We start from the raw sequence: 22,760 nt of genomic DNA, 5'->3' as shown, positions 1-22,760 counted from the left end.
GGTGCTGCCGGCCGCCGCCTTGCTCCGGATCGATGCCGACACGCTGATCCGGCTCGAAGCGAGCCTCGCGATCGGCACGCCGGCGCTTGCCGCTCTCGGCCTGACCGTCAGCGCGCTGACCGCCGGCCTGCGCGGCGCCGGCGCGCTTGGCGGCCTGCTGATGCTGCCGATCGCTGTGCCGGTGCTGATCTTCGGCGCCGGAGCCTTGGGCGACGGCAGCGGCTCGGCGCTTAAGCTGCTCGCCGCGGTGTCGCTGCTGCTGGTTGCCGGCGCGCCATTCGCAGCGGGCGCGGCGCTTCGGGCCGCCAGGACATAGGATTCGCTCGTCCCCGAAGTCTTAGTCGTTCCGCCAGCGCGCCCAGATGGCGGTCGGCAGCAGCAATCCGCGCGCTTCCTCGCGTACGGCGAGCTCGCCCATCTCCACGCGGCCGGGCAGGTCTGCAAAGGCCTGCGCGACCAGCTCGCCGATCGCCAGCGCAGACATGCGGACCGCATAGACGGTCAGGAACAAAAAGCGGCTGTCGCGGTCGAGCAGCTTGCGGCAGTCGGCGATCAGCGGGGCGAGGCCGTCCTCCAGCTTCCACACTTCGCCTTCGGGTCCGCGGCCATATTTGGGCGGGTCGAGGATGATTCCATCGTAGCGCCGGCCGCGCCTCACATCGCGCGCCACGAATTTCGCGGCATCGTCGACGATCCAGCGCACCGGCCGGTCGGCCATGTCCGACAGCGCCGCATTGGCGCGCGCCGCCTCGACCGACTTCTTCGACGCATCGACATGCACCATCTCGGCGCCCGCCGCGGACAGGGCCAGCGTGCCCACGCCGGTATAGCCGAACAGGTTCAGCGCGGACTTGGGTTGCAGCCCGCGCATCCACGCCCAGACCGGCGCCATGTCCGGAAAGAAGCCCAGATGACGGAACGGTGTGCACGAGGCGGTGAATCGGACTTCTTCCCAGCGGAGTGGCCAACCTTCGCGGGGCACCTGGCCGTCGAAGCGCCAGCGGCCGCCGCCTTCTTCGTCGGAACCGGGCACGAACTCGGCATCGGCGCGCCAGTCCTCGCCCGCCGGCGCCCACATCGCCTGCGGCTCGGGGCGGATGAAGCGGAATCGGCCATAGCGCTCCAGCTTGCGGCCGTGGCCCGAATCGAGCAGCCCGTAATCGGCCCAGGGCTCGGCGATCAGGGTCTGAAGGTCAGGCACGCGGCGCAGCGCGCTCGGCGATATAGGCAGTGATCTGCCCCAGATCCGCCGGCAGCACGTCGTAGCGTTCGTCGCGCTCGAACAGCGCCCCGACGCGCGACGGCAGCGAGGGCCGCACGCCGGTTGCACGCTCGACGGCGTCGCGGAACTTGCCAGGGTGTGCGGTCGCGAGGGTCACCACCGGGATATCGGCCGCAAGCTCGGCGCTCCGCGCGGCTGCGAGCCCGATTGCCGTGTGCGGATCGAGCACCTGGCCCGATCCCTCGCACGCCCAGCGCATCGCCAGCGCCATTTCATCGGCGTCGATGCGGGCGCCGGTGAACAGCGCGGCGGCGCCGCTCCGCTGCCGCTCCGTCAGCCGCATCGCCCCACCCTGCGCGAAGGCGGCCATCTGTGCCGGCACCGCGTCGGCGTCGAGATCGAACAGCAGCCGCTCGAAATTGGAGCTGACCTGGATATCCATCGAGGGCGCCGCGGTCGGCATTACCTCTCCGGTCGAATAGTCGCCCTCGCGCAACGCGCGCGCGACGATGTCGTTGACGTTGGTGGCGACGATCAGCTTCGCGATCGGCAGCCCCATCTTCGCCGCCGCATAGCCCGCGAACACGTCGCCGAAATTGCCGGTCGGGACGGAGAAGGCGACCGGTTGCTCCGGCGCGCCGAGCCGGACGGCCGCGTAGAAATAATAGACGATCTGGGCCATCAGCCGGGCCCAGTTGATCGAGTTGACCGCGGACAGGCTGAAACGGCCGGCGAAATCTTCGTCCGCGAACATCGCCTTCACCAGCGCCTGCGCGTCGTCGAACGTCCCCTCGATGGCGATGTTGTGGACGTTGGGCGCCTTCACCGTGGTCATCTGCCGCCGCTGCACGTCCGACACGCGGCCCTGCGGGTGAAGCATGAAGATGTCGACCTTGGCGCGCCCCGCGAGCGCATCGATCGCGGCGGATCCGGTATCGCCGGAGGTCGCGCCGATCACGGTCAGATGCGTATCTCGGTCGCTCAAAAATCGTTCGAACAGCAGCCCCAGCAGCTGCAGCGCCACGTCCTTGAAGGCGAGTGTCGGCCCGTGGAACAGCTCCAGCACCCAATGCCGTTCGTCGAGTTGCGCCAACGGCGTCACCGCCCGATGCGCGAAGCGGCCATAGGCCTGGGTGCAGAGCGCGCGAAGCTCATCCTCGCCGAGCGCGTCGCCGACAAACGGGCGCATCACCAGCACTGCCGTCTCGACATAGGAAAGGCCGGCCAGCGCCGCGATCTCATCCCGCGAAAGCTGCGGCCATGTCTCGGGCATGTAGAGGCCGCCGTCGGGCGCCAGCCCGGCCAGCGTCACCTGTTCGAAATCGAGCGGCGCGCCCGTTCCCCGCGTGCTCCGATACCTCATCGCGGGCGGCCTTAGCGGCTGCGTCTGCGCAGGGCCAGCAGGTAGATCACAGCTGCCGCAGCCGCGAAGAAGAACCACTGGATCGCGTAGAACAGGTGGTTGTTGGGCACGTCCTCCAACGAAGGCGGCTTGGCCGGCTGGAGACCGGGCGCCGGATTGGCGGCGACCAGCCGGATCACGTGGTCGCGGTCCGATCCGATCACGCCGGTCACCGGGCCACCGCGCCACGTCGGATTGCCGGGATCGGCCGACCAGCCCATCACCGCCTGGAATCCGGGCCCCTCCGCGCCTGTGCGACAGGCGGCGATGTGCACCCAGCCGGGCTCGTTCTTAAGGTTGCGCCCGCTTTCCGCGCGCCATCCGGTCACGGCCTCGCAAATGGCGGAGGCGCGGCGGAACAGCGGCGGGTCGTGAGCGTCTGGTACGGCAGGAAAGGCGATCGGAGGCAGGCCCTGCGCCGCGGCATATCGGGCAAGCAGGCCCTGCTTCCAGTGCAGTCGCTCGATCTGCCAGACGCCCAGCCCGATCATCACTGCGATCGCGGCGGCAACAATCAGGGTTGGGACCAGCGGAAGCCGTTTCATTGCGGATCAATCCGGGCTTCGCGGGCTCGGTGATGATATTCGAGCGCGAGCAGGGCGGCCTTGGCGACGCGGAGCGCCGCCAGGACGAGCACCAGCGTCAGCGGAATCCAGAGGACCAGGTGTACCCAGACTGGAGGCTGGAAATTCAGCTCCGTCAGGATCGCGAGCAGCGTAACGACGCCGCCGATGATCAGTGTCAGGAATGCAGCCGGTCCGTCACCGACATTGAAAGTCGAGAGATCGAGCGCGCAGAGGCGGCACCGGGGAGCGAAGCTGATTGGCCCGGCAAACAGCGTCCTCGATCCGCAACGCGGGCAAAGGCCGCGAAGGGCGACGTCGAGGACCGGCGGCTCAGTCATCGCAACCGGTCCTCGAAAACCGCCGTCAGCCGGCGTGCGGCGCGCCCCAGCTGCCCCAGACATAGATCGAGATGAACAGGAACAGCCACACCACGTCGACGAAATGCCAGTACCAGGCCGCGGCTTCGAAGCCGAAATGCTGGCGCGGCGTGAAGTCGCCCCGATAGGCCCGGATCAGGCACACGATCAGGAAGATCGTGCCGATGATCACGTGGAAGCCGTGGAAGCCCGTCGCCATGAAGAAGGCGGCGCCGTAGTTGATGCCTTTGAAGGGGAACGGCGCATGGACGTATTCGAACGCCTGGATCGACGTGAAGAGCAGGCCGAGGATAACGGTCAGCCACAGCCCCTTTTTCAGTCCGTCGCGGTCGCCGTGGATCAGCGAATGGTGCGCCCAGGTGACGGTCGTGCCGGAGCAGAGCAGGATCAGCGTGTTGAGCAGCGGCAAAGCGAACGGATCGATCGCCTCAAGCCCCTTGGGCGGCCACTGCGCGACGCCTTCGGTGATGGTCGCGACGCCGTCCTGCACCACCATCGGCACCGGGAACAGCGCGAAATCGAACCAGGCCCAGAACCAGCCGACGAAGAACATCACTTCGGACGCGATGAACAGGATCATGCCGTAGCGCAGGTGCAGCGACACGACCGGCGTGTGATCGCCGGCATGCGCCTCGCGGATCACGTTCGACCACCATTGGTACATGGTGAACAGCACGCACGCGACGCCCAGAAAGAACACCCAGCCGCCATAGGCATAGCTGTGCATCCACATGATCCCGCCGGCGGCCATGATCAGCGCCGAGAAAGCGCCGATGATCGGCATCGGATCGGGCGGAAGGATATGATAGTCGTGGTTCTTGGCGCCGGCCATGAATCTGTCCCTGATTGGTCCCTGATTTTCGCCTCTAGCCGCCCTTCGCCGGCGAATCTACCGGGTAGAAGGTATAGCTGAGCGTGATCTGCTGAATGTCCTTGGCGTCCGGGTCCTTGCGCATGCCCGGCTCGACGAAGAAGATGACCGGCATCCGCACCTCCTCGCCGGGCTTCAGCGTCTGCTCGGTGAAGCAGAAGCACTGGATCTTCTTGAACCAGCTGCCCGCCTGGTCCGGCTGCACGTTGAAGGTGGCGCGCCCGGTGATCGGGCGGTTGCTCAGGTTCTTGGCGACGAAGAACGCCATGTTGCGCTCGCCGATATGCACCTGCTGCAGCGGCTTTTCCGGGCGGAACGACCAGGGCAGGTCCGGGCTCATATTGGCATCGAAGCGGACCACCACGGTTTCGGCCGATGCTTGCTTGGGCAGGTCGGCCGCGGTGGCGCGGCTGGTCGTGCCGTACAATCCGGTCGCCTGGCAGAAGGCCCGGTAGAGCGGCACCGAAGCGAAGCCGAGCGCCAGCGCACCGGCCGCGATCAGTCCCGCGATCGAGGCGGCTCTGCGGTTGCGGTGGGTAAGGTCGGTCATGCCCCGTGCATCCCCTTGATCCTGGCAATCGTGACGAAGAAGAACAGCACCGCCAGCGCGGCGAGGATCAGCGCCGTGATCCGCGCGCGGGCGCGCTGGCGGGCCCGGATCAGGTCCTGCTGCTCGGGATCGATCATGCGATCAGCAGCCGGTCTGCCACCAGCGCGGCGAACAGGATGAACAAATAGAGGACGGAGAAGCCGAACAGGCGCTTTTCGGGGCCCATCTGCGCCGATTCGGTCGCCTGGTTGCGCCACACGCGCGCGGCAAGGACGACGAATATCGCGCTCAGCACCGTTGCCGAAACGCCGTAGATCGCGCCTGTCAGGCCCAGCGCCCAGGGCGCGATCGCGGCGGCCGCGAGCACCAGGCTGTAGAGCATGATCTGCGCCCTGGTCGCACGAACGCCTGCGGTAACCGGCAGCATCGGGATGCCGGCCGCGGCATAGTCGGTGCGCACGAACAGGGCGAGCGCCCAGAAATGCGGCGGCGTCCACAGAAAGATGATCGCGAACAGCAGCGCCGGCAGCGTGCTGAGGTCGCCGCTCGCCGCCGCCCAGCCCAGCAGCGGCGGAAAGGCCCCCGCCGCGCCGCCGATCACGATGTTCTGCGACGTGTTGGGCTTCAGCCAGATCGTGTAGACGACCGCGTAGAAGAAGATCGAGAAGGCAAGGATCGCCGCCGCCAGCCAGTTGGTGGCGAGGCCCAGCATCAGCACCGAAAAGACGGCCAGGCCTACGCCGAAATGCAGCGCAGCCTGCCGGTCGACCCTGCCCGACGGCAGCGGCCGCTTCGCCGTGCGCTTCATCTTGGCGTCGAGGTCGGCCTCATACCATTGGTTCAGCGCGCCCGAAGCGCCGGCCCCAAGCGCGATGCACAGGATGGCGGTAAAGCCCAGCACCGGGTCGATGCCGCTGCGCGACGCCAGCAGCCCGCACAGCGCGGTGAAGACGACGAGCGACATCACGCGCGGCTTGGTCAGCGCGAACAGGTCCCGCCAATCGGCAGGCAGGGGAACGGAAGTCTCGGCCACGATCATGGAGTTGGCGGCCATATAGGCCCGCAAGGCCGAAAGGGGAAGCGGTCACGCGGCCCGTGCGCGCCGTTGCAGCGCGCGCGCATAAAAAAAGCGCCCCGGCCGGGGCCGGAGCGCTCTCTTTTGCCTGATCGCCCGATCAGTGATGCGACCCGCTGTCGATCACCGGCAGCGTCTCGAACTGGTGGAACGGCGGCGGGCTGCTGAGCGTCCATTCCAGTGTCGTCGCGCCTTCGCCCCATGGATTGGCTTCCGCCTTCCGCCCCGCGAACAGCGACCAGAACAGGTTGATGAAGAATATGCCCATGCTGAACGCCATGATCGCATAGCCGATCGAGGCCATGTGATTGTAATAGGCATAGGCGTCCGGATAGTCCGGATAGCGGCGCGGCATGCCCTGCATGCCCAGGAAGTGCATCGGGAAGAACAGCACGTTCACGCCGACGAAGAAGATCCAGAAGTGGATCTGGCCGAGCAGCTCGTTGTAGGTGCGGCCGCTCATCTTCGGGAACCAGTAGTAGAAGCCCGCGAACAGGCTGAACACGGCGCCCAGCGACAGCACATAGTGGAAGTGGGCGACCACGTAATAGGTGTCGTGCAGCACGTCGTCGACGCCGCCATTGGCGAGCACGACGCCGGTCACGCCGCCGATCGTGAACATGAAGATGAAGCCCAGCGCCCACAGCATCGGCGTCTTGAAGCTGATCGAGCCGCCCCACATCGTCGCGATCCACGAGAAGATCTTGATGCCGGTCGGCACCGCGATCACCATCGTCGCCGCGGTGAAGTACATCTTCACGTTCACGCTCATGCCGGTCGTGAACATGTGGTGCGCCCACACGACGAAGCCGATCACGCCGATTGCGACCATGGCGTAGGCCATGCCGAGATAGCCGAACACCGGCTTGCGGCTGAAGGTCGCGATTACCTGGCTGACGATGCCGAAGCCCGGCAGGATCATGATATACACTTCGGGGTGGCCGAAGAACCAGAACAGGTGCTGGTACAGCACCGGATCGCCACCGCCCGACGCGTCGTAGAAGGTCGTGCCGAAGTTGCGGTCGGTCAGCAGCATCGTGATCGCGGCCGCGAGCACCGGCAGCGCCAGCAGCAGCAGGAACGCGGTCACCAGCACCGACCAGACGAACAGCGGCATCTTGTGCAGCGTCATGCCCGGCGCGCGCATGTTGAAGATGGTGGTGATGAAGTTGATGGCGCCCAGGATCGAGCTTGCGCCCGCCAGGTGCATCGACAGGATCGTCATGTCGACGGCCGGGCCCTGGCTGCCGGTGGTCGACAGCGTCGGGTAGAGCGTCCAGCCGGTGCCGGCGCCGTTGCCGGTGCCGCCCGGCACGAAGGTCGAACCAAGCAGCAGGATGAACGCCGGGACCAGCAGCCAGAAGCTGATGTTGTTCATCCGCGGGAAGGCCATGTCGGGCGCGCCGATCATGATCGGCACGAACCAGTTGCCGAACCCGCCGATCATCGCCGGCATGACCATGAAGAAGATCATGATCAACCCGTGCGCGGTGATCAGCACGTTCCACAGGTGGTAGGCCTGGTCCATCGTCGCATTGGTTTCGCCCATGAAATGGGCCCAATTCTGCAGATACTGAACGCCCGGCTCGGCCAGCTCGAGCCGCATCAGCCCGGAAATCGAACCGCCGATGATCCCCGCGAAGATCGCGAAGATCAGGTAAAGCGTGCCGATGTCCTTGTGGTTCGTCGACATGAACCAGCGGGCGAAGAAGCCCGGCTTGTGGTCCGCATCATGATGATGCGCGTGCGCGTCATGAAATTCGGACGGCGTGGCTGCGATATCGGTCATTTCAGTTGTTCCCGTTGGGCTGGCCGCCCTGGCTGGTCACAGGAGGAGTTGCGGTACCGGGCGTCGGCGTGTCGGTCCCGGTGGTCGGGTCGACCGGTTGCTCCGGCGCCGGCGTGGCAAGCGCTTGCGACGGCGTGCCCGGCATGGTGCCGCCCTTCGACTTGATCCAGGCCGCGAACCGCTCGGGCGAGACGACCTCGACCGCGATCGGCATGAAGCCGTGGCGCGCCCCGCAAAGCTCGGAGCACTGGCCGAAATAGACGCCTTCCTTCTCCGCCGTGAAGCTGATCTCGTTGATCCGTCCCGGCACCGCGTCGATCTTCGCCCAGAACGCGGGAACGGCGAAGCTGTGGATCACGTCGTTGGACGTGGTCAGCAGCCGGATCTGGCGGCCGACCGGAATCACGAGCCGGTTGTCGACGGCGAGCAGGCGCGGCCCGTCGGCGGGCGTGCGGGTGCGCTTGCCGGGCTCGGGCGTGTCCTGCAGCATGTTCGAGATGACTTCGAACCCGCCATTGTCGGGATAGCTGTAGACCCAATACCACTGGTTGCCGGTCGCCTTGATCGTCAGCGCGTCCTTGCCGGCCGGCTTGAACTGGGCGGCAAGCAGGCTGATCGACGGGACTGCGATCGCGATCAGGATCAGCACCGGAACCAGCGTCCAGATCACCTCGATCAACGTGTTGTGCGACGTCCGGGACGGCACCGGATTGCGGGCACGGCGGAAGCGGACGATCACGTACATCAGCAGCAGCAGAACGATGGCCGACACGCCGACCATCATCGGCACCAGCACATAATCGTGCATCCACAGCGCCTTGCGGCCGTTGGGCGTGTACTGGTCCTGCAGGACGATATGCTTGTCGACCGGCATGCCCACGCCGGGAACGGGCGCGACCTCGGGGAGGGCGGCGCTCTGGGCGTCCGGCGCCGTCGCGGCCGGTGCGGCGCTGGCCGGCGCAGCGGCCTGGGTGGTCGTATCCTGCTTGGGCGCGTCCTGCGCGTGCGCGGCCGCCGGCGCGAGCGCCAGCCCCAGAGCAAGCAAGAGGGTTTTCGCGAGCTTCATAGGCGTCCTGTTCTTTCCCCGGGTGCCGCTGCGCGTCCCGAACGGGCGCGCGGATGCGAGTTTGGCGCGGCTTATAGGGTGGGATTCGCTCTCTCTCAAGCGCTTCGGAAGAGATTTGGTCAAGGGGCCATCCCCCGCCTGAGCATCGGCGGTTGCCATATTGTCGTGCGGCCCCTATCGCACCGCGCCATGACCGACGACGAGGTTTTGGCGGAGTTCCGGGCTGCCGAGGCCCTTCTGGAAGGCCATTTCATCCTCTCCTCCGGCCTTCGAAGTCCCCGATACCTGCAATGTGCGCGGGTGCTGATGAATCCGGCACGCGGCGCGCGGCTGGCCGAAGCGCTTGCTGCGAAGCTGCCGGCGGAGGTTCGCGGGCAGATCGAGGCCGTGGTATCGCCGGCGATGGGCGGCGTGATCGCGGGCCAGGAAGTCGCTCGCGCGCTTCAGGTCGACGCGATGTTCCTGGAGCGCCCGACCGGCACGTTCGAGCTGCGGCGCGGCTTTCGCCTCGCAGCGGGGCAGAAGGTTCTGATGATGGAGGATGTCGTCACCACCGGCCTGTCCTCGCGCGAAGCGATCGCGGCGATTCGGTCGGCGGGCGGCGAAGTGGTCGCGGCGGCGGCGCTGGTCGATCGTTCGAACGGCTCTGTCGATCTGGGCGTGCCATTCTATCCGCTGATTCGCATCGACGTGCCCAGCTATGACGCCGATGCCCTGCCGCCCGATTTGGCGGCGATACCGCCCATGAAGCCGGGGAGTCGCGCCGCGTGACGCTTCGCCTCGGCGTCAACATCGACCATGTCGCGACGATCCGGAACGCGCGCGGCGGCGCCCACCCCGATCCGGTCGCGGCGGCGATGCTGGCGGCGAAGGCGGGGGCGGACGGGATCACCGCCCATCTGCGCGAGGATCGGCGCCATATCACCGACGACGATATCGACCGGCTGATGCAGTCGATCGAGCTGCCGCTGAACCTGGAAATGGCGGCGACTGACGAGATGCTGGAAATCGCGCTGCGTCATCGGCCGCACGCCGCCTGCATCGTCCCGGAAAAGCGTGAGGAACGCACCACTGAGGGCGGGCTGGATGCCTATGGGCAGCACAACACGCTCAGCCCGTTCGTTGCACGCCTGCTCGATGCCGGCATTCGCGTCAGCCTGTTCATCGAGCCGGCGGTCGAGCAGGTCGAAGCGGCGATGCGGCTGAAGGCGCCGGTGGTGGAGTTCCATACCGGCCGCTACGCCCATCGCGAGGGGCAGCCGCGCGCGGAAGAACTGCGGCGCATCAGCGACTGCGCCGCGCTCGCGGTCAAGAACGGCATCGAGCCGCACGCCGGCCACGGCCTCACCTTCGACAATGTCGTGCCCGTCGCCGCCATCCCGCAGATCGCCGAACTGAACATCGGCCATTTCCTGATCGGCGAGGCGATCTTCATCGGCCTGGAGGAAAGCGTCCGCCGGATGAAGGCGCTGATGGAGAGCGCCAGGTAAGATGATCGTCGGTCTCGGCTCCGATCTCTGCTCGATCGAGCGCATCCAGTCCTCGCTCGACCGGTTCGGCGAGCGATTCGAGAAGCGCGTGTTCACCGAGGTCGAGCGCGCCAAGGCGGCGCGGCGGCCGTTCACGCGCGCCGGCACCTACGCGAAGCGCTTTGCCGCCAAGGAAGCCTTTTCCAAGGCGGTCGGGACCGGATTCAAGCGCGGCGTGTTCATGAAGGACATCGGCGTCGTTAATGCGCCGTCAGGCCAGCCCACGCTAAGGCTGGAAGGCGGCGCCAGGGCTGCGCTCGACGCGCTTGTTCCGGTCGGGCACAAGGCCCAGATACATTTGACATTGACCGACGATCATCCCTGGGCACAGGCGTTCGTCATCATCGAGGCGGTGCCGCTGTGAGAGGGATCGAAGTGAACGAAGGCGACAAGGTCGAGAGCGCGGCGCCCGCAGCTCCGGCGGCTGCGAAGAAGAAAGGCACCGACTGGGCGGCCGAGGCCAAGGGCATTTTCTGGCTGATCCTGGCCGTGCTCGGCTTTCACAGCTTCATCGCCAAGCCTTTCTACATCCCTTCCGAATCGATGATGCCGGGGCTGCTGGTCGGCGACCGGCTGGTCGTCACCAAATATCCCTATGGCTGGTCGTTCGTCTCGCCGACCTTCCATCTGCTGCCCTATATCCACGGCCGGCTGTTCGGCCGGCTGCCGGAGCGCGGCGACGTCGTGATCGTCTCCCCGCCGGGCGAGAAGCAGGATTATATCAAGCGCGTGATCGGACTGCCGGGCGACCGGATCGAGATGCGCAACGGCACCGTGATCCTGAACGGCGTCCCCATCAAGCGCTCGCGCCCGACGCCGGAGCTGATCCCGGTCGACGAGAACGCGCCGTGCAGCGATCTGCAATTCCCCGGTCGGCTGGTCACCGGTCCGGACGGCAAGCCCTATTGCGAGCTGCCGATCGTGCGCGAGACGCTGCCCAACGGCCGCAGCTACGACACGATCGATCTGGGTGCGAGCCGTGCCGACGACTTCCCGCCGCTTACCATTCCCCCCAATCAGGTCTTCCTGATGGGCGACAATCGCGACCGCTCCGCCGACAGCCGGGTGCCGCTGATCGAAGGCGGGCTGGGCGGCCCGGTGCCGTGGGAGAATATCGGCGGGCGCGCCGAATTCATCACCTTCTCGCTGGACGGCACCGCCGAATGGTACAATCCGATCAGCTGGATCGAGGCGCTGCGCTCCGGCCGCGCGGGCACCTCGCTGCATCCGTCGGAAGCTGAGCAAAAATGACCGAGCCGGCGCCCGTCACGGCCGCCGCCCCCAATGAAATGCGCGACCCGCTCGTGCGGGCGGAGCTGAAGCGCGCCAGCGTCTGGTTCGGGCTGGCGATCGGCATCGCGCTGCTGGTGCTGCTGATCCAGCCGCTGATGCTGATCTTTGCGGGGCTCGTCTTCGCGGCGATGCTCGATGGCGGCGCGCGGCTGCTCGGGCGGGTGCTGCCGATCCCGCGCGGCTTTCGCGTGACCATCGTGCTGTTCGGCGCGATCGCGTTCGTGCTGGCCGTCTTCTACATGACCGGCGTCCAGATTTCGGCGCAATGGTCGCAGTTGCAGGTGACGCTGGAGGCGCAGGGCACCCGGTTCGTGCACTGGCTGTCGGGCATGGGCTTCATGCCGGCCCAGGCGGACTTGCTGAGTTTCGGGCGCCAGCTGGTGGGCTCGGTGGGCAAGTTGACCGGCTTTGTCGGTACCTTTTTCGGCGTGCTGTCCAGCGTGCTGCTGCTGGTCGCCTTCGGCCTGTTCATCGCGCTCGAGCCGCGGCTGTACCAGCGCGGGCTCGCCTGGCTGGTGCCGAGCCGCAACCGCGTCCAGGCGCAGATCACGCTCGACCGGATGGCGCACACGCTGCGGCGGCTGATGGCCGGGCGGCTCGCAGGCATGTTCTTCGAAGGCGTGCTGACCTGGATCGCGCTCAGCCTCGGCAACGTGCCGATGGCGCTGCTGCTCGGCATCCTGACCGGGCTGCTCGCCTTCATCCCGAACATCGGCGCGTTCGTCAGCGGCGTGCTGATGGTCGCGGTCGGCTTCAGCGCCGGGGTCGACACCGGCATCTGGGCGATCGGCACCTATTTCGCGGTGCAGACCTTCGACGGCTATGTGATGCTGCCCTATGTCGCGCGAAAGACCGTCGACATGCCCCCTGCGATCACTCTCGCCGCGCAGATCCTGCTCGGCACGCTGCTCGGCTTCATGGGCCTGCTGCTTGCCGATTCGATCACCGCGATGATCAAGGTCGCGCTGGAACGCGGCTCAGAGCGCGAAGAGGAGAAAGCGGCGGGGGCGGGGGCAGGATAGCCACTTGGTTCGCTCGTCCCGAGTGGAGTCGAGGGGCGCGTCTCCGATTCGGCACGATCGCCCCTCGACTACGTTCGGGACGAGCGGGCTTTTGCGTCGACGTGGTGGTACTAGCGCCCGCCCGGCGCTCCCGGCGCTCCGCCCTGGCCGCCCATCATCTGCTGCATCTGCATCTGCTGCAGCACCGCCATCGGGATGAACTCGAGCAGGTCGACGTCGAAGACCAGGACCGAGTTCGGCGGGATCGCGCCGCCGGTGTCGCGGTCGCCATAGCCGAGCTCGGGCTTGATCCAGAGGCGGTATTTGCCGCCCTTCTGCATCAGCTTCAGGCCTTCTGAAAAGCCGGGCACGACCTGCGCGACCGGCAGCGGCGCGCGGTCGTTCTGGTCGAACACGGTGCCGTCGCGCAAGCTGCCCTTATACTTGATCAGCGCCACATCGGCGTCGGTCGGATGCGCGCCTTCGCCTTCCTTCAGCACCTTGTACTGCAGGCCCGATTCGGTCGTCTGAACGCCCGGCTGGCGCGCGTTCCACGCAAGGAACTGCTCGTTGGTGCCGGTCTGCGCGACCGCGGCGGAGGTGCCGAACCAGGCAAGCGCGATCGCGGCGGCGATCACCACGACAAGCCCCGCCCACAACATGCCGAGCACGCGGCGCGAAGTCGGCTGGATCGGCACGGCGGTCACGGACATGGACGGGTTCCTCTGCGAGTTCGGGCCACCCTCATATGTCATTCCCGCGAAAGCGGGAATCCACCTTCTTCAAGGCAGCCAAGGCAGCTGGACCCCGGATCAAGTCCGGGGTGACGAGGCGTTTTATTTCACCCCGTCGCGCTCGGCGCGCTTGCGCTCGAGCTTGCGCGCGCGACGGATCGCGGCGGCGCGCTCGCGGGCGCGCTTTTCCGACGGCTTCTCGTAATGACGGCGCAGCTTCATCTCGCGGTAGACGCCCTCGCGCTGCAGCTTCTTCTTGAGCGCGCGCAGCGCCTGGTCGACATTGTTGTCGCGGACGAGAATTTGCATAAGGCCGTCAGTCTCCGTTTCTCTTCAAACAGCGTCTGGGGCGATGCATCAGCCCGAAAAACGCCGACAATAGCTAATGGTTCGTCGCAGACAGGGCCTGCGCCGTTGCGCGCCCTCTATCACCGGCTCTCTGAGTCGACAAGCAAAAAGCCCCGCCGGTGAGGGCGGGGCTGTTTGATGGGTCTCCGCGTTCGCGGGGATCGCGTGGGTGCGCCCGTCAGTATTTCTGCTGGCGCTCGTACAGCGACTTGTAGTGCTGGATGCGCGTGACCCGCAGGCCTGGCATGCCCGAACGATCGACCGCGCGCTGCCAGGCGGCGAATTCCTCCACCGTCAGGTTGTAGCGCTCGCACACCTCGTCGACGGTCAGCAATCCGCCGTTGACCGCGGCCACCACTTCCGCCTTGCGGCGCACCACCCAACGGCTGGTGTTCGGCGGCGGCAGCGTGTCCAGCGTCAGCAGCTCGCCGAGCGGGCCGATCACCTGGGCGGGGCGGATTTTCTGGTTTTCGATCATTCTTTCCTCAAGCAACAACGGCTCTTGTGGGGAGCCTCGATACGCGACACCCGGTGTTATCGAATCCTGGTTCAGAAACCCTGAACCCGATCGGTAAACATCCGCCTCATGTTCCCTTCTCCGGCGTTAGCAGTGCTGCCACGCCGCTGTTGAAGCTGGCCCCGGCGACTCCGCCCTTGCGGCGGCGCTCCCCGAACAGCTCGACCAGAGATACGGCAGAAATCGGTCCGGCTTCAGCCCCGGCGATCACCTGGGCGGTCGGGCTTGCCGCCTGACGGGCCACCGCAACCGCAACCAGCGTCGCGAAATTGGGGCGTGCCGGCTGAGCGCTGGGCATCCAGTCCGCCAGATGTCGATCGTGGTACAAAGCTTTCCCCCGGGATGTCTTGTGCCCTGTCTAGCGGCAAGGTGTTGAACCGGCGGTAAAGGCGGGTGCGGTATTTTTGCCACACGGGGGCAAGACCTTGCCGCCCGTGACGCGGCGGCCCGCCGCCCCTATATGGCCGCGCGATGCAGGCCGATTTCCAGCTCGGGCCCGATCTTCGGGGCAAGCGGATCGTTGTCGCCATGTCGGGCGGCGTCGACTCGTCGGTCGCGGCCGCGCTCGCCGCCCGGTCGGGGGCGGAGACGATCGGCGTCACGCTCCAGCTCTACGATCACGGCGCCGCTGTGGGCCGCACCGGCAGCTGCTGTGCGGGCCAGGACATCCGCGACGCCCGCGCCGTCTGCGACCGGCTCGGCATCGCGCACTATGTGTTCGATCACGAAAGCCGCTTCCGCGAGAGCGTCATCGACCAATTCGCCGACGAGTATCTGGCCGGCCGCACGCCGATCCCGTGCGTGCGCTGCAACATGGGCGTGAAGTTCACTGATCTGTTCGCGCTGGCGAAGGACCTCGGCGCCGACGCGCTGGCCACCGGTCATTATGTCCGCCGCGTCGAAGGGCCGGAGGGGCCGGAGCTGCACCGCGCCGCCGATCCCGCGCGCGACCAGAGCTATTTCCTGTTCGCGACCACTGGCGAGCAGCTCGATTTCCTGCGCTTTCCCTTGGGCGGCATGCCCAAGCCCGAAGTGCGCGCGATCGCGGCCGATCTGGGCCTGGGCGTTGCGGCCAAGCCCGACAGCCAGGATATCTGCTTCGTTCCCGATGGCGACTATGCGCGGCTGGTGAAAAAGCTGCGCCCCGAAGCGGAAACCGAGGGTGAGATCGTCGACCTGACCGGCCGCGTGCTCGGCCGGCACAAGGGCCTGATCCACTTCACTGTCGGTCAGCGCAAAGGGCTGGAGCTCGGCGGCCAGCCGGAGCCGCTTTACGTCGTCCGCCTCGATGCTGCCGGACAGCGCGTGATCGTCGGCCCGAAGCGCGCGCTCGCGGTCGGCGCCGCCCGCCTGTCCGACATCAACTGGATCGGCGGCGGCTATGATGGCCCGATCACCGCCAAGGTCCGCTCCCTCGCCAAGCCCGTCCCCGCCGCACTGGACGGTGGCCGCTTGACCTTCCCCCAAGGCGAATACGGCGTCAGCCCCGGCCAGGCCGCCGTCCTCTACGCCGACGACCGCGTTCTCGGCGGCGGCTGGATCGAGGAAACGGAAGCGGCGGAGATCGCCGCCGCCGCATAAGTGATCGGAGAATATCGGCTACCGACCCTAAGCGGCCCCTCTCCTATAGGGAGAGGTGATTGGTCCGCGAACCACCCATTCCAGCCATTCGAACAGATTGCGCTGTCCTACACCGCCTGCGCTCGATTAGGTTCGACCTTGGCCGAGTCCATGCTCGGCAGGGCTCTTTGGCATCGTGAAGAGCGGATCGTGCGCGTTCGGCGGGAAGGGAAAATGTTCTCGAATCCATGTGAAAGTCGTTCACCTCGCCCGTATCGTCCAGGTCGTCCAGTTCACCGCTTGATCCGATATTCCCGCCCCCGGAACGGTTCCGGCTGGCAGCCGAGCAGCGGGTCGAAGCGGGCGGTGCGTCGGGCGAGGAGGGGAACGCTGGCGGTGACGGTCTTGTCCGCCGGATTTTCGGAGAGGCGGATCATCTCCATGCCGGGTTCGAAATCCTTGTAGCATTGGGCGAGCGGCCGATTGCCGATATATCGGCACGCGCACGCCACGCGGGCGGCATAGCCGGTGCCGAGCTCCAGTTGCGGCCGCATGCTCTGGGCATAGAGCGCGGCAGCGATGAAAAGAGCGGCAAGAACGGCTGCGGATGACCAGAAGGCAACGCGCTTCGTCGACATAGGAAGGACGTAGCGCAGGAAAACTGCTTCGTCATTCCGGCGAAAGCCGGAATCCATCTTCTTCGTATCCTTCGTGTCTTCGTGCGAGATTCTGGTTCGCACGAAGACACAAAGAGCATGAAGATGCGGAAAGGTGGATTCCGGCATTCGCCGGAATGACGGGTGTGGACGGGCAGGGGCGACGGACGCATTCTGCGGGGCATGAGACTGGTCCTTCTCGCCTCCACCCTGGCACTCGCCGTCCCCGGCTCTGCCGCGCCGCCAGATCCGATCGCCCCGCTGTTCGCAGCGGACCAGGGCGACACGCGCGCGGTGCTGCTGCTGGTCGACGGCCGGCCGGTCGCGAAACGCTACGCGGCCGGTTATTCCGACTCGAACCGGTTTATCAGCTGGTCGATGGCGAAGAGCGTGACCGCCTTGCTGGTCGGCGAGCTGGTCGCGGACGGCAAGCTGCAGCTCGATGCGCCGGCGCCGGTCGCCGAGTGGCGGAACGACGCGCGCCGCAACATCACGCTGCGGCAGCTGCTGCACATGTCATCCGGCCTCAGGCACATCGAGGTCGGGCAGCCGATCGAGAACAGCGACACCAACCAGGTGCTGTTCGTGTCCGGCACCGGCGACATGGCGACGCGGGCGATCGCGCGGCCGCTGGCGTTCCGGCCCGGCACGCACTTCAACTATGATTCGCTGACCAGCATCATCCTGGCCGAGATCGTCACGCGCGCGCTGACCGACAGCCGCGATCCACATGTGCGGGCCCGCGCCTATCGCGACTTCGCCGAGGCACGGCTGTTCCGCCCGGCCGGCGTTACGTCAGCCTTCCTTGAGTTCGACGGCGCCGGCACGCAGATCGGCGGTTCGCTGATCCATATGAGCCTCGACGATTGGGGCCGGATGGGGCGGCTGCTGGTCGACGGCAAGGGGCCGGACGGAACGCAGCTGGTCGCGCCCGAATGGCTCGCTTTCCTGAAGACCCCGGCGCCGACCAACCCGCGCTATGGCGGCCATGTCTGGCTGTCGCCGAACGGCCTGGTCTCGATGCGCGGCCATCTGGGCCAGTTCGTCTTCACCGGCGCCGGGGGCGGCCATTCGGTCGTGCTCGTCCGCCTCGGCAACACGCGCGAAGACCGGCTGGAAGCGATCACGCCGACGTTCGAACAGATCGCGGCGCGGGCGCTGCCGCCCGCCTAGACCCCGCTAGCCTGCCTTCGCCGGCGCGGCGGGGCATTCGCCGACCCGGGTGCCGTTCGCCTGCATCGTCATCTTCATCGACTGGCCGGCGTTCGGCATCTGCATGTCCATCGTCGCCAGCACATTGTAGGATGTCGGGGCATAGGCGCCGTCCAGCGTCATCGCCATCTCCCCGCCCGACTGGCCGGGACAGTGCATGGTCGCGTTGATCTTGCCGCCCTTCATGTTGAACTCGTCATATTTGCAGCGGCTGTTGTCGCGGCCGGCAAACATGTTCGGCTTCTGCACGTCCTCCGGCGTCAGGCATTGCAGGTTGGTCGCTGTGCGGCCCAGCGCACCCTTCATCTGCGCGGCCGCGGCCTCCGGCACGCCCTGCACGTCCAGCAGCTTCATCGTCGTCACGACTTTCCACTGGCCCGGCTCCGGCCGCATCTCGCTCGCGCCCGCCGCCTTGGCCTTGGCCGCCACTTCCTCGGGCGTCGCGTCCTTCAGCTTCAGCTCCGGTTCCTTGTTGCACGCGGCGAGCGCCAGTAGCGCGAACGCGATCGTCATCCTCATGACGCTAATCCCCCTTGTCCCGCCTGTCGTTGCGATGGCGGCGCCGCGCGACCATATCGCGAAGCCATGGCGATTCAAATCCGCACCACGCTCGCCGAGCCGGAGACGGGCGACACCTTCGTTCCGCACAAGCCCAGCCGCCCGGAAACGTCCGAAGGCGGCAAGCGCTTCAAATTGGTCTCGGACTATGCGCCGGCGGGCGACCAGCCGGGCGCGATCGCCGAGCTGGTCGAGCAGGCGCAGGCGGGCGAGCGCGACCAGGTGCTGCTGGGCGTCACCGGCTCCGGCAAGACCTTCACGATGGCGAAGGTCGTCGAGACGCTGCAGCGTCCCGCGCTGGTGCTGGCGCCCAACAAGATCCTCGCCGCGCAGCTTTACGGCGAGTTCAAGAGCTTCTTCCCCGACAATGCGGTCGAGTATTTCGTCAGCTATTACGACTATTACCAGCCCGAAGCCTACGTCCCCCGGTCCGACACCTACATCGAGAAGGAAAGCTCGGTGAACGAGGCGATCGACCGGATGCGCCATTCGGCCACCCGGGCGCTGCTGGAGCGCGACGACGTGCTGATCGTCGCCTCGGTATCGTGCCTGTACGGCATCGGCTCGGTCGAGACCTATTCGGCGATGATCTTCGACCTGAAGAAGGGCCAGGCGGTCGACCAGTCGGAGATCGTGAGGAAGCTCGTCGCGCTTCAATACAAGCGCAACGACGCAGCATTCGCGCGCGGCAATTTCCGCGTGCGCGGCGACAATCTGGAGATTTTCCCGTCGCACTATGAGGACAGCGCCTGGCGCGTCAGTTTTTTCGGCGATGAGATCGAGGAGATCGTCGAGTTCGATCCGCTGACCGGCAAGAAGGCTGCCAGCCTCGACTATGTCCGCGTCTATGCGAACAGCCACTATGTGACGCCCGGTCCGACGCTGAAGCAGGCGACCGAGGCGATCCGTCACGAACTGGCCGAGCGGCTGAAGGAGCTGGTCGCGGAAGGCCGGCTGCTGGAAGCGCAGCGGCTGGAGCAGCGGACCAATTTCGACCTGGAGATGATCGCGGCGACCGGCTCCTGCGCCGGCATCGAGAATTACAGCCGCTTCCTGACCGGCCGCCTGCCTGGCGAGCCGCCGCCGACGCTGTTCGAGTATCTGCCCGAAAACGCGCTGCTGTTCGTCGACGAAAGCCACGTCACGATCGGGCAGGTGAACGGCATGAGCCGCGGCGACCACCGTCGCAAGCTGACGCTTGCGGAATATGGCTTCCGCCTGCCCTCTGCGATCGACAACCGCCCTCTGCGCTTCAACGAATGGGACGCGATGCGCCCGCAGACCGTCTATGTGTCCGCGACGCCGGGCGGCTGGGAAATGGAGCAGACTGGCGGCGTCTTCTCCGAACAGGTGATCCGCCCCACCGGCCTGATCGATCCGCCGGTCGAAGTGCGGCCGATCGAGGACCAGGTCGACGATCTCGTCAACGAATGCCGGATCACCGCCAAGAACGGCTACCGCACGCTCGTCACCACCCTCACCAAGCGGATGGCGGAGGATCTGACCGAGTATCTGCACGAAGCGGGCCTGAAGGTCCGCTACATGCATTCCGACGTCGAGACGCTGGAGCGTATCGAGCTGATCCGCGACCTCAGGCTCGGCGTCTACGACGTGCTGGTCGGCATCAACCTGCTGCGCGAAGGGCTCGACATTCCCGAATGCGGGCTGGTCGCGATCCTCGACGCCGACAAGGAAGGGTTCCTGCGCTCCGAAACCTCGCTCATCCAGACGATCGGCCGCGCCGCCCGCAACGTCGAGGGGCGCGTGATCCTCTATGCCGATACCATCACCGGCTCGATGGAGCGCGCGATGCGCGAGACCGAGCGCCGGCGCGAGAAGCAGCGCGCCTATAACGAGGCGCACGGCATCACGCCGACCACGATCAAGCGCAACATCGGCGACATCATCCAGCACGTCGCGTCGAAGGACCAGGTGACTGTCGAGATAGACGAAGACCGCCCGCACATGGTCGGCCACAATCTGCGCGCCTATATCGAGGACCTCGAAAAGAAGATGCGCGACGCCGCCGCGAACCTGGAGTTCGAGGAAGCCGCCCGCATCCGCGACGACATCCGCCAGCTCGAGCAACAGGAACTCGGCCTGCCCGCCGACGAGCACAAGGCGCCGATCATGGGCCGCAGCAACGAAGGCAAGCCGGGCACCCGCAAGATGCGCTACGGCAAAACCCAGCGGAAATTCGGGGGACGGCGCTCCTGACGGAGCTATCTAGCGCAATGCCCAGAGCTTGCGCGGGCGTCGCCCCGCGTGCTGATCTGCCGCCCAAGGGGGAAAGATGCTCAATCTGAACGGCTTCCTCGCGCGCCGCGAACTGGACGATTGGCGTGATGAGCAGGTTCTGATCGCCGCGCGCGTGCTCAACCAGGCCGCAGCCGATCTGACCGCGGGCTTTGCCGACACGCTGAAGGGCGCCACCTGGAAAGACGGGTTAATCGGGCAAGGATCATACATCCGCCGTGAGGTCGAGCCGAAGGTGATCGATGTCGCCGAACCCATCGCGGCGCGGCTGGTGCAGGAGGCGAACAGCGCGCTTGCGGAAATCGTCGATCACCAGGCGATCTGGAGCCGCGATGCAGGCGTCTTGGCCGGGGCGGTCGACAGCTTCGAAGGCTGGCAGGACGTGGCGAGCGGTGTCGCCCCGATCGTCGGTGGCGCGGCGATCGCCGCCGCGATTCCCGCGATGGCCGTAACGACGACCGGCGGTCTTCTCGGCACTGGCCTGTTCGCCACCACCATTATTTCCTGGCCTGTCGTCGTGGTCGGCGGAACCGCTGCCGCCGTGGCCGTCTCCACCGGCCTGATCAACTCGGCCCGGCTCTGGGACAAGACCGAGGCCAGGCTGTGGCGGAAGGTGGCCGATCACGTCGGCCTGATGCTGATCCGCGGCACGCCGAAACACCCGTCGATCCTCGACCAGCTCGCCACGCGCTACACAGAAGCGGCAGACCATGCCCGGAGGCTCTGGTGATCGCCTCTCTCTTGCTGCGCGAAGTCCCTGCCCGGCTCCTTTCCGGCGTCGGAACCGGCGAGTACAAGGTTTATGGATCGATCATCCGCTCGGTCGCAAACGGGCGAATCGTCGGGCATCTGCAGGAGACATCCGGGCTGACCAGGCTTGCCGGCAAGGCCCTGACTGAGGGCATTCCGGGCTTCGGCACGGCCGTCGACCTGGCCGGCCACACGGTCAGCTATGTACAGAACGAGCAGATCAAGGCGGCCGTCAACGTCGTCCAGAACCTGCAGATCGCCAATCTGGCGGTGTCCGCCGCCGGGATCGGCGTGTCGGTGGCCGGCTTTGCCGTGCTTGCGGCGAAAATCGGCAGGGTGGAAGCCAAGGTCGACGCGCTGGGCGATCGTCTCGACGCGATCGCGCGCGGCGTCGCGTTCCTGAGGCGCGACCGGATCGCCGAGGATTTCACCCGGCTGCGCACTGCAGCGCAGATGCTCGACGAAGCCTGGCTGCTCAGCGATCCGCTCCCGCAATGGCGGCTGGTTGCCGAGGAAGCGATTTTCGTCTCCAACCAGTTCGAACGGCGCGCGCTGGAGCTGCTGGGCGACAATCCCGATCCGATTGCGGCCGAGCCGTTTCTGGAAGCGCTCGCCTTCGCCTCGTCGGCACGAGTGCAGGCGAGACTCGCCAGCGGCGAGGATGCGGTCGCGCGCAAGGCGGCCGAGGAAGGCGCACTGACGCTGATGCGTGCCGGAGACCGGCTGGGCCTCGCACAGGCAGCCGTTGCGGGCACTTTGCGGACTGCCGTCCCTGTCGGCACGCAGGACTGGTCCGATGCGCTCGATGCAAGGGCCAAGGCGCTTCGGGACAGCGTTGCGGGCACCCGAGCGCGGGAAGCCGCTGCGGTTGGATCGGCGCTCACACTCGAAGAGCTGGAACGCCAGGGAATCAGCGGCCGCGCGTGGCTCGAAGAAGCCCGGGCCGAGGCCGAGGCGCCGCTCCTCCTTTTGCCCCTATCGGAGGCCAAGCCGGTTTGAAGGCAAGACACGGGACGTTCAATTGCGGCGAGGCATCTACTGGTCAGCAATGGACATCAGCGTACCCTGTCTGGAAACTGGACTGAACGCGCAGGGCTGCGCGATTCTGCCGGGCCTGCTTTCCCCCGAAATCTGTGCCGAAGCGCGGAAATGGTGGGCTGACGAGAGCCTGTTTCGCAGCCATGTTCATATGGCGCGGCACGGGTTCGGATCGGGTGAGTATCGGTATTTCTCCTATCTCCTGCCGCGGCCGGTCGCTGAGCTTCGCGGGCAGCTGTATCCGCCGCTTGCCGCGATCGCGAACCGGTGGGCGGAGCGGCTCGGCTCGGCTCGGCGCTTTCCCGATATGCACGCTGCGTTCCTGGAGGAATGCCATGCGGCAGGGCAGGTTCGGCCCACACCTTTGATCCTGCGTTACCAAGCCGGCGA

At 66.6% G+C, this 22,760-nt stretch carries 28 protein-coding genes; 12 read left to right on the top strand and 16 right to left on the bottom strand.

Annotation, left to right across the window (positions count from 1 at the left end):
- The coding region (locus tag VFT73_RS12065; protein ID WP_326411416.1) for a heme exporter protein CcmB at positions 1 to 316 on the top strand (316 nt) is incomplete at its 5' end.
- 21 nt (positions 317 to 337) lie between these two features.
- On the opposite strand, the gene VFT73_RS12060 is transcribed toward VFT73_RS12065, so the two are convergent.
- The 10 genes from VFT73_RS12060 to coxB form a co-directional block, all read right to left on the bottom strand.
- Positions 338 to 1,201, bottom strand: a complete 864-nt coding sequence (locus VFT73_RS12060; RefSeq protein WP_326411414.1) for a class I SAM-dependent methyltransferase — start codon at positions 1,199 to 1,201, stop codon at positions 338 to 340.
- Positions 1,194 to 2,585 carry a threonine synthase gene (thrC, locus tag VFT73_RS12055; protein WP_326411411.1) on the bottom strand — a complete coding sequence of 464 codons (1,392 nt, stop codon included), beginning with the start codon at positions 2,583 to 2,585 and terminating at the stop codon, positions 1,194 to 1,196. Before thrC ends, VFT73_RS12060 begins: the two co-directional genes overlap by 8 nt.
- Before the next feature lie 11 nt (positions 2,586 to 2,596).
- Positions 2,597 to 3,169 carry an SURF1 family cytochrome oxidase biogenesis protein gene (locus VFT73_RS12050; protein ID WP_326411409.1) on the bottom strand — a complete coding sequence of 191 codons (573 nt, stop codon included), beginning with the start codon at positions 3,167 to 3,169 and terminating at the stop codon, positions 2,597 to 2,599.
- The gene (locus tag VFT73_RS12045; protein ID WP_326411406.1) at positions 3,166 to 3,528 is read right to left on the bottom strand and encodes a DUF983 domain-containing protein; all 363 of its coding nucleotides are present in this window, start codon (positions 3,526 to 3,528) and stop codon (positions 3,166 to 3,168) included. Before VFT73_RS12045 ends, VFT73_RS12050 begins: the two co-directional genes overlap by 4 nt.
- Before the next feature lie 25 nt (positions 3,529 to 3,553).
- Positions 3,554 to 4,399, bottom strand: a complete 846-nt coding sequence (locus VFT73_RS12040; protein WP_326411404.1) for a cytochrome c oxidase subunit 3 — start codon at positions 4,397 to 4,399, stop codon at positions 3,554 to 3,556.
- A gap of 34 nt (positions 4,400 to 4,433) precedes the next feature.
- Positions 4,434 to 4,988, bottom strand: a complete 555-nt coding sequence (locus VFT73_RS12035) for a cytochrome c oxidase assembly protein (RefSeq protein ID WP_326411402.1) — start codon at positions 4,986 to 4,988, stop codon at positions 4,434 to 4,436.
- The gene (locus tag VFT73_RS12030) at positions 4,985 to 5,125 is read right to left on the bottom strand and encodes a hypothetical protein (protein WP_326411400.1); all 141 of its coding nucleotides are present in this window, start codon (positions 5,123 to 5,125) and stop codon (positions 4,985 to 4,987) included. The genes VFT73_RS12035 and VFT73_RS12030 overlap by 4 nt, the downstream gene beginning before the upstream one ends.
- Positions 5,122 to 6,042 (bottom strand): heme o synthase, encoded by a 921-nt coding sequence (locus VFT73_RS12025; protein ID WP_326411398.1) that lies wholly within the window; start codon positions 6,040 to 6,042, stop codon positions 5,122 to 5,124. Before VFT73_RS12025 ends, VFT73_RS12030 begins: the two co-directional genes overlap by 4 nt.
- 121 nt (positions 6,043 to 6,163) lie before the next feature.
- Entirely contained in the window at positions 6,164 to 7,852 is a 1,689-nt protein-coding gene (gene ctaD, locus VFT73_RS12020) for a cytochrome c oxidase subunit I (RefSeq protein WP_326411396.1), read from the bottom strand.
- A gap of 1 nt (position 7,853) precedes the next feature.
- Entirely contained in the window at positions 7,854 to 8,918 is a 1,065-nt protein-coding gene (gene coxB / locus VFT73_RS12015; protein WP_326411394.1) for a cytochrome c oxidase subunit II, read from the bottom strand.
- Positions 8,919 to 9,107: 189 nt separating this feature from the next.
- Here coxB and pyrE point away from each other — a divergent pair, with 189 nt between their 5' ends.
- Genes pyrE through VFT73_RS11990 form a run of 5 tightly spaced genes read left to right on the top strand, consistent with a single transcriptional unit; the run spans position 9,108 to position 12,762 of the window.
- Positions 9,108 to 9,689, top strand: a complete 582-nt coding sequence (pyrE, locus tag VFT73_RS12010; RefSeq protein ID WP_326411391.1) for an orotate phosphoribosyltransferase — start codon at positions 9,108 to 9,110, stop codon at positions 9,687 to 9,689.
- Positions 9,686 to 10,408, top strand: coding sequence for a pyridoxine 5'-phosphate synthase (locus VFT73_RS12005; RefSeq protein WP_326411389.1), 723 nt, complete (start codon positions 9,686 to 9,688; stop codon positions 10,406 to 10,408). Before pyrE ends, VFT73_RS12005 begins: the two co-directional genes overlap by 4 nt.
- A gap of 1 nt (position 10,409) precedes the next feature.
- Positions 10,410 to 10,811, top strand: coding sequence for a holo-ACP synthase (gene acpS / locus VFT73_RS12000; RefSeq protein WP_326411387.1), 402 nt, complete (start codon positions 10,410 to 10,412; stop codon positions 10,809 to 10,811).
- Positions 10,808 to 11,698, top strand: a complete 891-nt coding sequence (lepB, locus tag VFT73_RS11995; protein WP_414712821.1) for a signal peptidase I — start codon at positions 10,808 to 10,810, stop codon at positions 11,696 to 11,698. Before acpS ends, lepB begins: the two co-directional genes overlap by 4 nt.
- Positions 11,695 to 12,762 carry an AI-2E family transporter gene (locus tag VFT73_RS11990; protein ID WP_326411385.1) on the top strand — a complete coding sequence of 356 codons (1,068 nt, stop codon included), beginning with the start codon at positions 11,695 to 11,697 and terminating at the stop codon, positions 12,760 to 12,762. The genes lepB and VFT73_RS11990 overlap by 4 nt, the downstream gene beginning before the upstream one ends.
- Positions 12,763 to 12,872: 110 nt before the next feature.
- Here VFT73_RS11990 and VFT73_RS11985 read toward each other — a convergent pair whose 3' ends face one another.
- The 4 genes from VFT73_RS11985 to VFT73_RS11970 all read right to left on the bottom strand — a co-directional run bounded on the left by VFT73_RS11985 (position 12,873) and on the right by VFT73_RS11970 (position 14,638).
- On the bottom strand, positions 12,873 to 13,454 hold the full coding sequence (locus VFT73_RS11985; protein ID WP_326411383.1) for an FKBP-type peptidyl-prolyl cis-trans isomerase: 582 nt from the start codon (positions 13,452 to 13,454) through the stop codon (positions 12,873 to 12,875).
- A 123-nt stretch (positions 13,455 to 13,577) separates the two neighbouring features.
- Complete coding sequence (gene rpsU, locus VFT73_RS11980) at positions 13,578 to 13,784, bottom strand: 30S ribosomal protein S21 (protein ID WP_046348761.1); 207 nt, start codon at positions 13,782 to 13,784, stop codon at positions 13,578 to 13,580.
- Positions 13,785 to 14,001: 217 nt separating this feature from the next.
- Complete coding sequence (locus VFT73_RS11975) at positions 14,002 to 14,301, bottom strand: DUF1153 domain-containing protein (RefSeq protein ID WP_157026675.1); 300 nt, start codon at positions 14,299 to 14,301, stop codon at positions 14,002 to 14,004.
- A 106-nt stretch (positions 14,302 to 14,407) separates the two neighbouring features.
- Entirely contained in the window at positions 14,408 to 14,638 is a 231-nt protein-coding gene (locus VFT73_RS11970; RefSeq protein WP_326411375.1) for a hypothetical protein, read from the bottom strand.
- A 173-nt stretch (positions 14,639 to 14,811) separates the two neighbouring features.
- Here VFT73_RS11970 and mnmA point away from each other — a divergent pair, with 173 nt between their 5' ends.
- Positions 14,812 to 15,921 (top strand): tRNA 2-thiouridine(34) synthase MnmA, encoded by a 1,110-nt coding sequence (gene mnmA, locus VFT73_RS11965; protein ID WP_326411373.1) that lies wholly within the window; start codon positions 14,812 to 14,814, stop codon positions 15,919 to 15,921.
- Between the two features lie 272 nt (positions 15,922 to 16,193).
- On the opposite strand, the gene VFT73_RS11960 is transcribed toward mnmA, so the two are convergent.
- Positions 16,194 to 16,538, bottom strand: coding sequence for a hypothetical protein (locus tag VFT73_RS11960; RefSeq protein WP_326411371.1), 345 nt, complete (start codon positions 16,536 to 16,538; stop codon positions 16,194 to 16,196).
- Between the two features lie 201 nt (positions 16,539 to 16,739).
- Between VFT73_RS11960 and VFT73_RS11955 the strand changes: the two genes are divergently transcribed.
- Entirely contained in the window at positions 16,740 to 17,729 is a 990-nt protein-coding gene (locus VFT73_RS11955; RefSeq protein WP_326411368.1) for a serine hydrolase, read from the top strand.
- 6 nt (positions 17,730 to 17,735) lie between these two features.
- Here VFT73_RS11955 and VFT73_RS11950 read toward each other — a convergent pair whose 3' ends face one another.
- Positions 17,736 to 18,287: a DUF3617 domain-containing protein gene (locus VFT73_RS11950; RefSeq protein ID WP_326411365.1), complete on the bottom strand. Its 552-nt coding sequence runs from the start codon at positions 18,285 to 18,287 to the stop codon at positions 17,736 to 17,738.
- Between the two features lie 66 nt (positions 18,288 to 18,353).
- Between VFT73_RS11950 and uvrB the strand changes: the two genes are divergently transcribed.
- The 4 genes from uvrB to VFT73_RS11930 form a co-directional block, all read left to right on the top strand.
- Positions 18,354 to 20,543, top strand: a complete 2,190-nt coding sequence (gene uvrB / locus VFT73_RS11945; protein WP_326411362.1) for an excinuclease ABC subunit UvrB — start codon at positions 18,354 to 18,356, stop codon at positions 20,541 to 20,543.
- 76 nt (positions 20,544 to 20,619) lie between these two features.
- Entirely contained in the window at positions 20,620 to 21,312 is a 693-nt protein-coding gene (locus VFT73_RS11940) for a hypothetical protein (RefSeq protein ID WP_326411359.1), read from the top strand.
- Positions 21,309 to 22,331: a hypothetical protein gene (locus VFT73_RS11935; protein ID WP_326411356.1), complete on the top strand. Its 1,023-nt coding sequence runs from the start codon at positions 21,309 to 21,311 to the stop codon at positions 22,329 to 22,331. The genes VFT73_RS11940 and VFT73_RS11935 overlap by 4 nt, the downstream gene beginning before the upstream one ends.
- Positions 22,332 to 22,380: 49 nt before the next feature.
- Positions 22,381 to 22,760: 2OG-Fe(II) oxygenase (locus VFT73_RS11930; RefSeq protein ID WP_326411355.1), on the top strand; the 380-nt coding region annotated here is incomplete at its 3' end.

The organism is Sphingomonas sp., assembly GCF_035758555.1.
Lineage (GTDB): Bacteria > Pseudomonadota > Alphaproteobacteria > Sphingomonadales > Sphingomonadaceae > Sphingomonas_B.
This window is presented reverse-complemented; position numbering and strand designations above follow the sequence as displayed.

Bases quoted from the DNA above. Each gene is read 5' to 3' on its own strand.
- VFT73_RS11985 (WP_326411383.1), bottom strand. From the start codon at position 13,454: ATGTCCGTGACCGCCGTGCCGATCCAGCCGACTTCGCGCCGCGTGCTC.
- VFT73_RS12045 (WP_326411406.1), bottom strand. From the start codon at position 3,528: ATGACTGAGCCGCCGGTCCTCGACGTCGCCCTTCGCGGCCTTTGCCCG.
- VFT73_RS12035 (WP_326411402.1), bottom strand. From the start codon at position 4,988: ATGACCGACCTTACCCACCGCAACCGCAGAGCCGCCTCGATCGCGGGA.
- rpsU (WP_046348761.1), bottom strand. From the start codon at position 13,784: ATGCAAATTCTCGTCCGCGACAACAATGTCGACCAGGCGCTGCGCGCG.
- acpS (WP_326411387.1), top strand. From the start codon at position 10,410: ATGATCGTCGGTCTCGGCTCCGATCTCTGCTCGATCGAGCGCATCCAG.
- VFT73_RS11940 (WP_326411359.1), top strand. From the start codon at position 20,620: ATGCTCAATCTGAACGGCTTCCTCGCGCGCCGCGAACTGGACGATTGG.
- ctaD (WP_326411396.1), bottom strand. From the start codon at position 7,852: ATGACCGATATCGCAGCCACGCCGTCCGAATTTCATGACGCGCACGCG.
- coxB (WP_326411394.1), bottom strand. From the start codon at position 8,918: ATGAAGCTCGCGAAAACCCTCTTGCTTGCTCTGGGGCTGGCGCTCGCG.
- VFT73_RS12040 (WP_326411404.1), bottom strand. From the start codon at position 4,399: ATGGCCGGCGCCAAGAACCACGACTATCATATCCTTCCGCCCGATCCG.
- VFT73_RS12050 (WP_326411409.1), bottom strand. From the start codon at position 3,169: ATGAAACGGCTTCCGCTGGTCCCAACCCTGATTGTTGCCGCCGCGATC.
- VFT73_RS11990 (WP_326411385.1), top strand. From the start codon at position 11,695: ATGACCGAGCCGGCGCCCGTCACGGCCGCCGCCCCCAATGAAATGCGC.
- VFT73_RS11960 (WP_326411371.1), bottom strand. From the start codon at position 16,538: ATGTCGACGAAGCGCGTTGCCTTCTGGTCATCCGCAGCCGTTCTTGCC.
- uvrB (WP_326411362.1), top strand. From the start codon at position 18,354: ATGGCGATTCAAATCCGCACCACGCTCGCCGAGCCGGAGACGGGCGAC.
- VFT73_RS11955 (WP_326411368.1), top strand. From the start codon at position 16,740: ATGAGACTGGTCCTTCTCGCCTCCACCCTGGCACTCGCCGTCCCCGGC.
- VFT73_RS12030 (WP_326411400.1), bottom strand. From the start codon at position 5,125: ATGATCGATCCCGAGCAGCAGGACCTGATCCGGGCCCGCCAGCGCGCC.
- VFT73_RS12025 (WP_326411398.1), bottom strand. From the start codon at position 6,042: ATGGCCGCCAACTCCATGATCGTGGCCGAGACTTCCGTTCCCCTGCCT.
- thrC (WP_326411411.1), bottom strand. From the start codon at position 2,585: ATGAGGTATCGGAGCACGCGGGGAACGGGCGCGCCGCTCGATTTCGAA.
- VFT73_RS11950 (WP_326411365.1), bottom strand. From the start codon at position 18,287: ATGAGGATGACGATCGCGTTCGCGCTACTGGCGCTCGCCGCGTGCAAC.
- VFT73_RS11970 (WP_326411375.1), bottom strand. From the start codon at position 14,638: ATGCCCAGCGCTCAGCCGGCACGCCCCAATTTCGCGACGCTGGTTGCG.
- pyrE (WP_326411391.1), top strand. From the start codon at position 9,108: ATGACCGACGACGAGGTTTTGGCGGAGTTCCGGGCTGCCGAGGCCCTT.
- mnmA (WP_326411373.1), top strand. From the start codon at position 14,812: ATGCAGGCCGATTTCCAGCTCGGGCCCGATCTTCGGGGCAAGCGGATC.
- VFT73_RS11975 (WP_157026675.1), bottom strand. From the start codon at position 14,301: ATGATCGAAAACCAGAAAATCCGCCCCGCCCAGGTGATCGGCCCGCTC.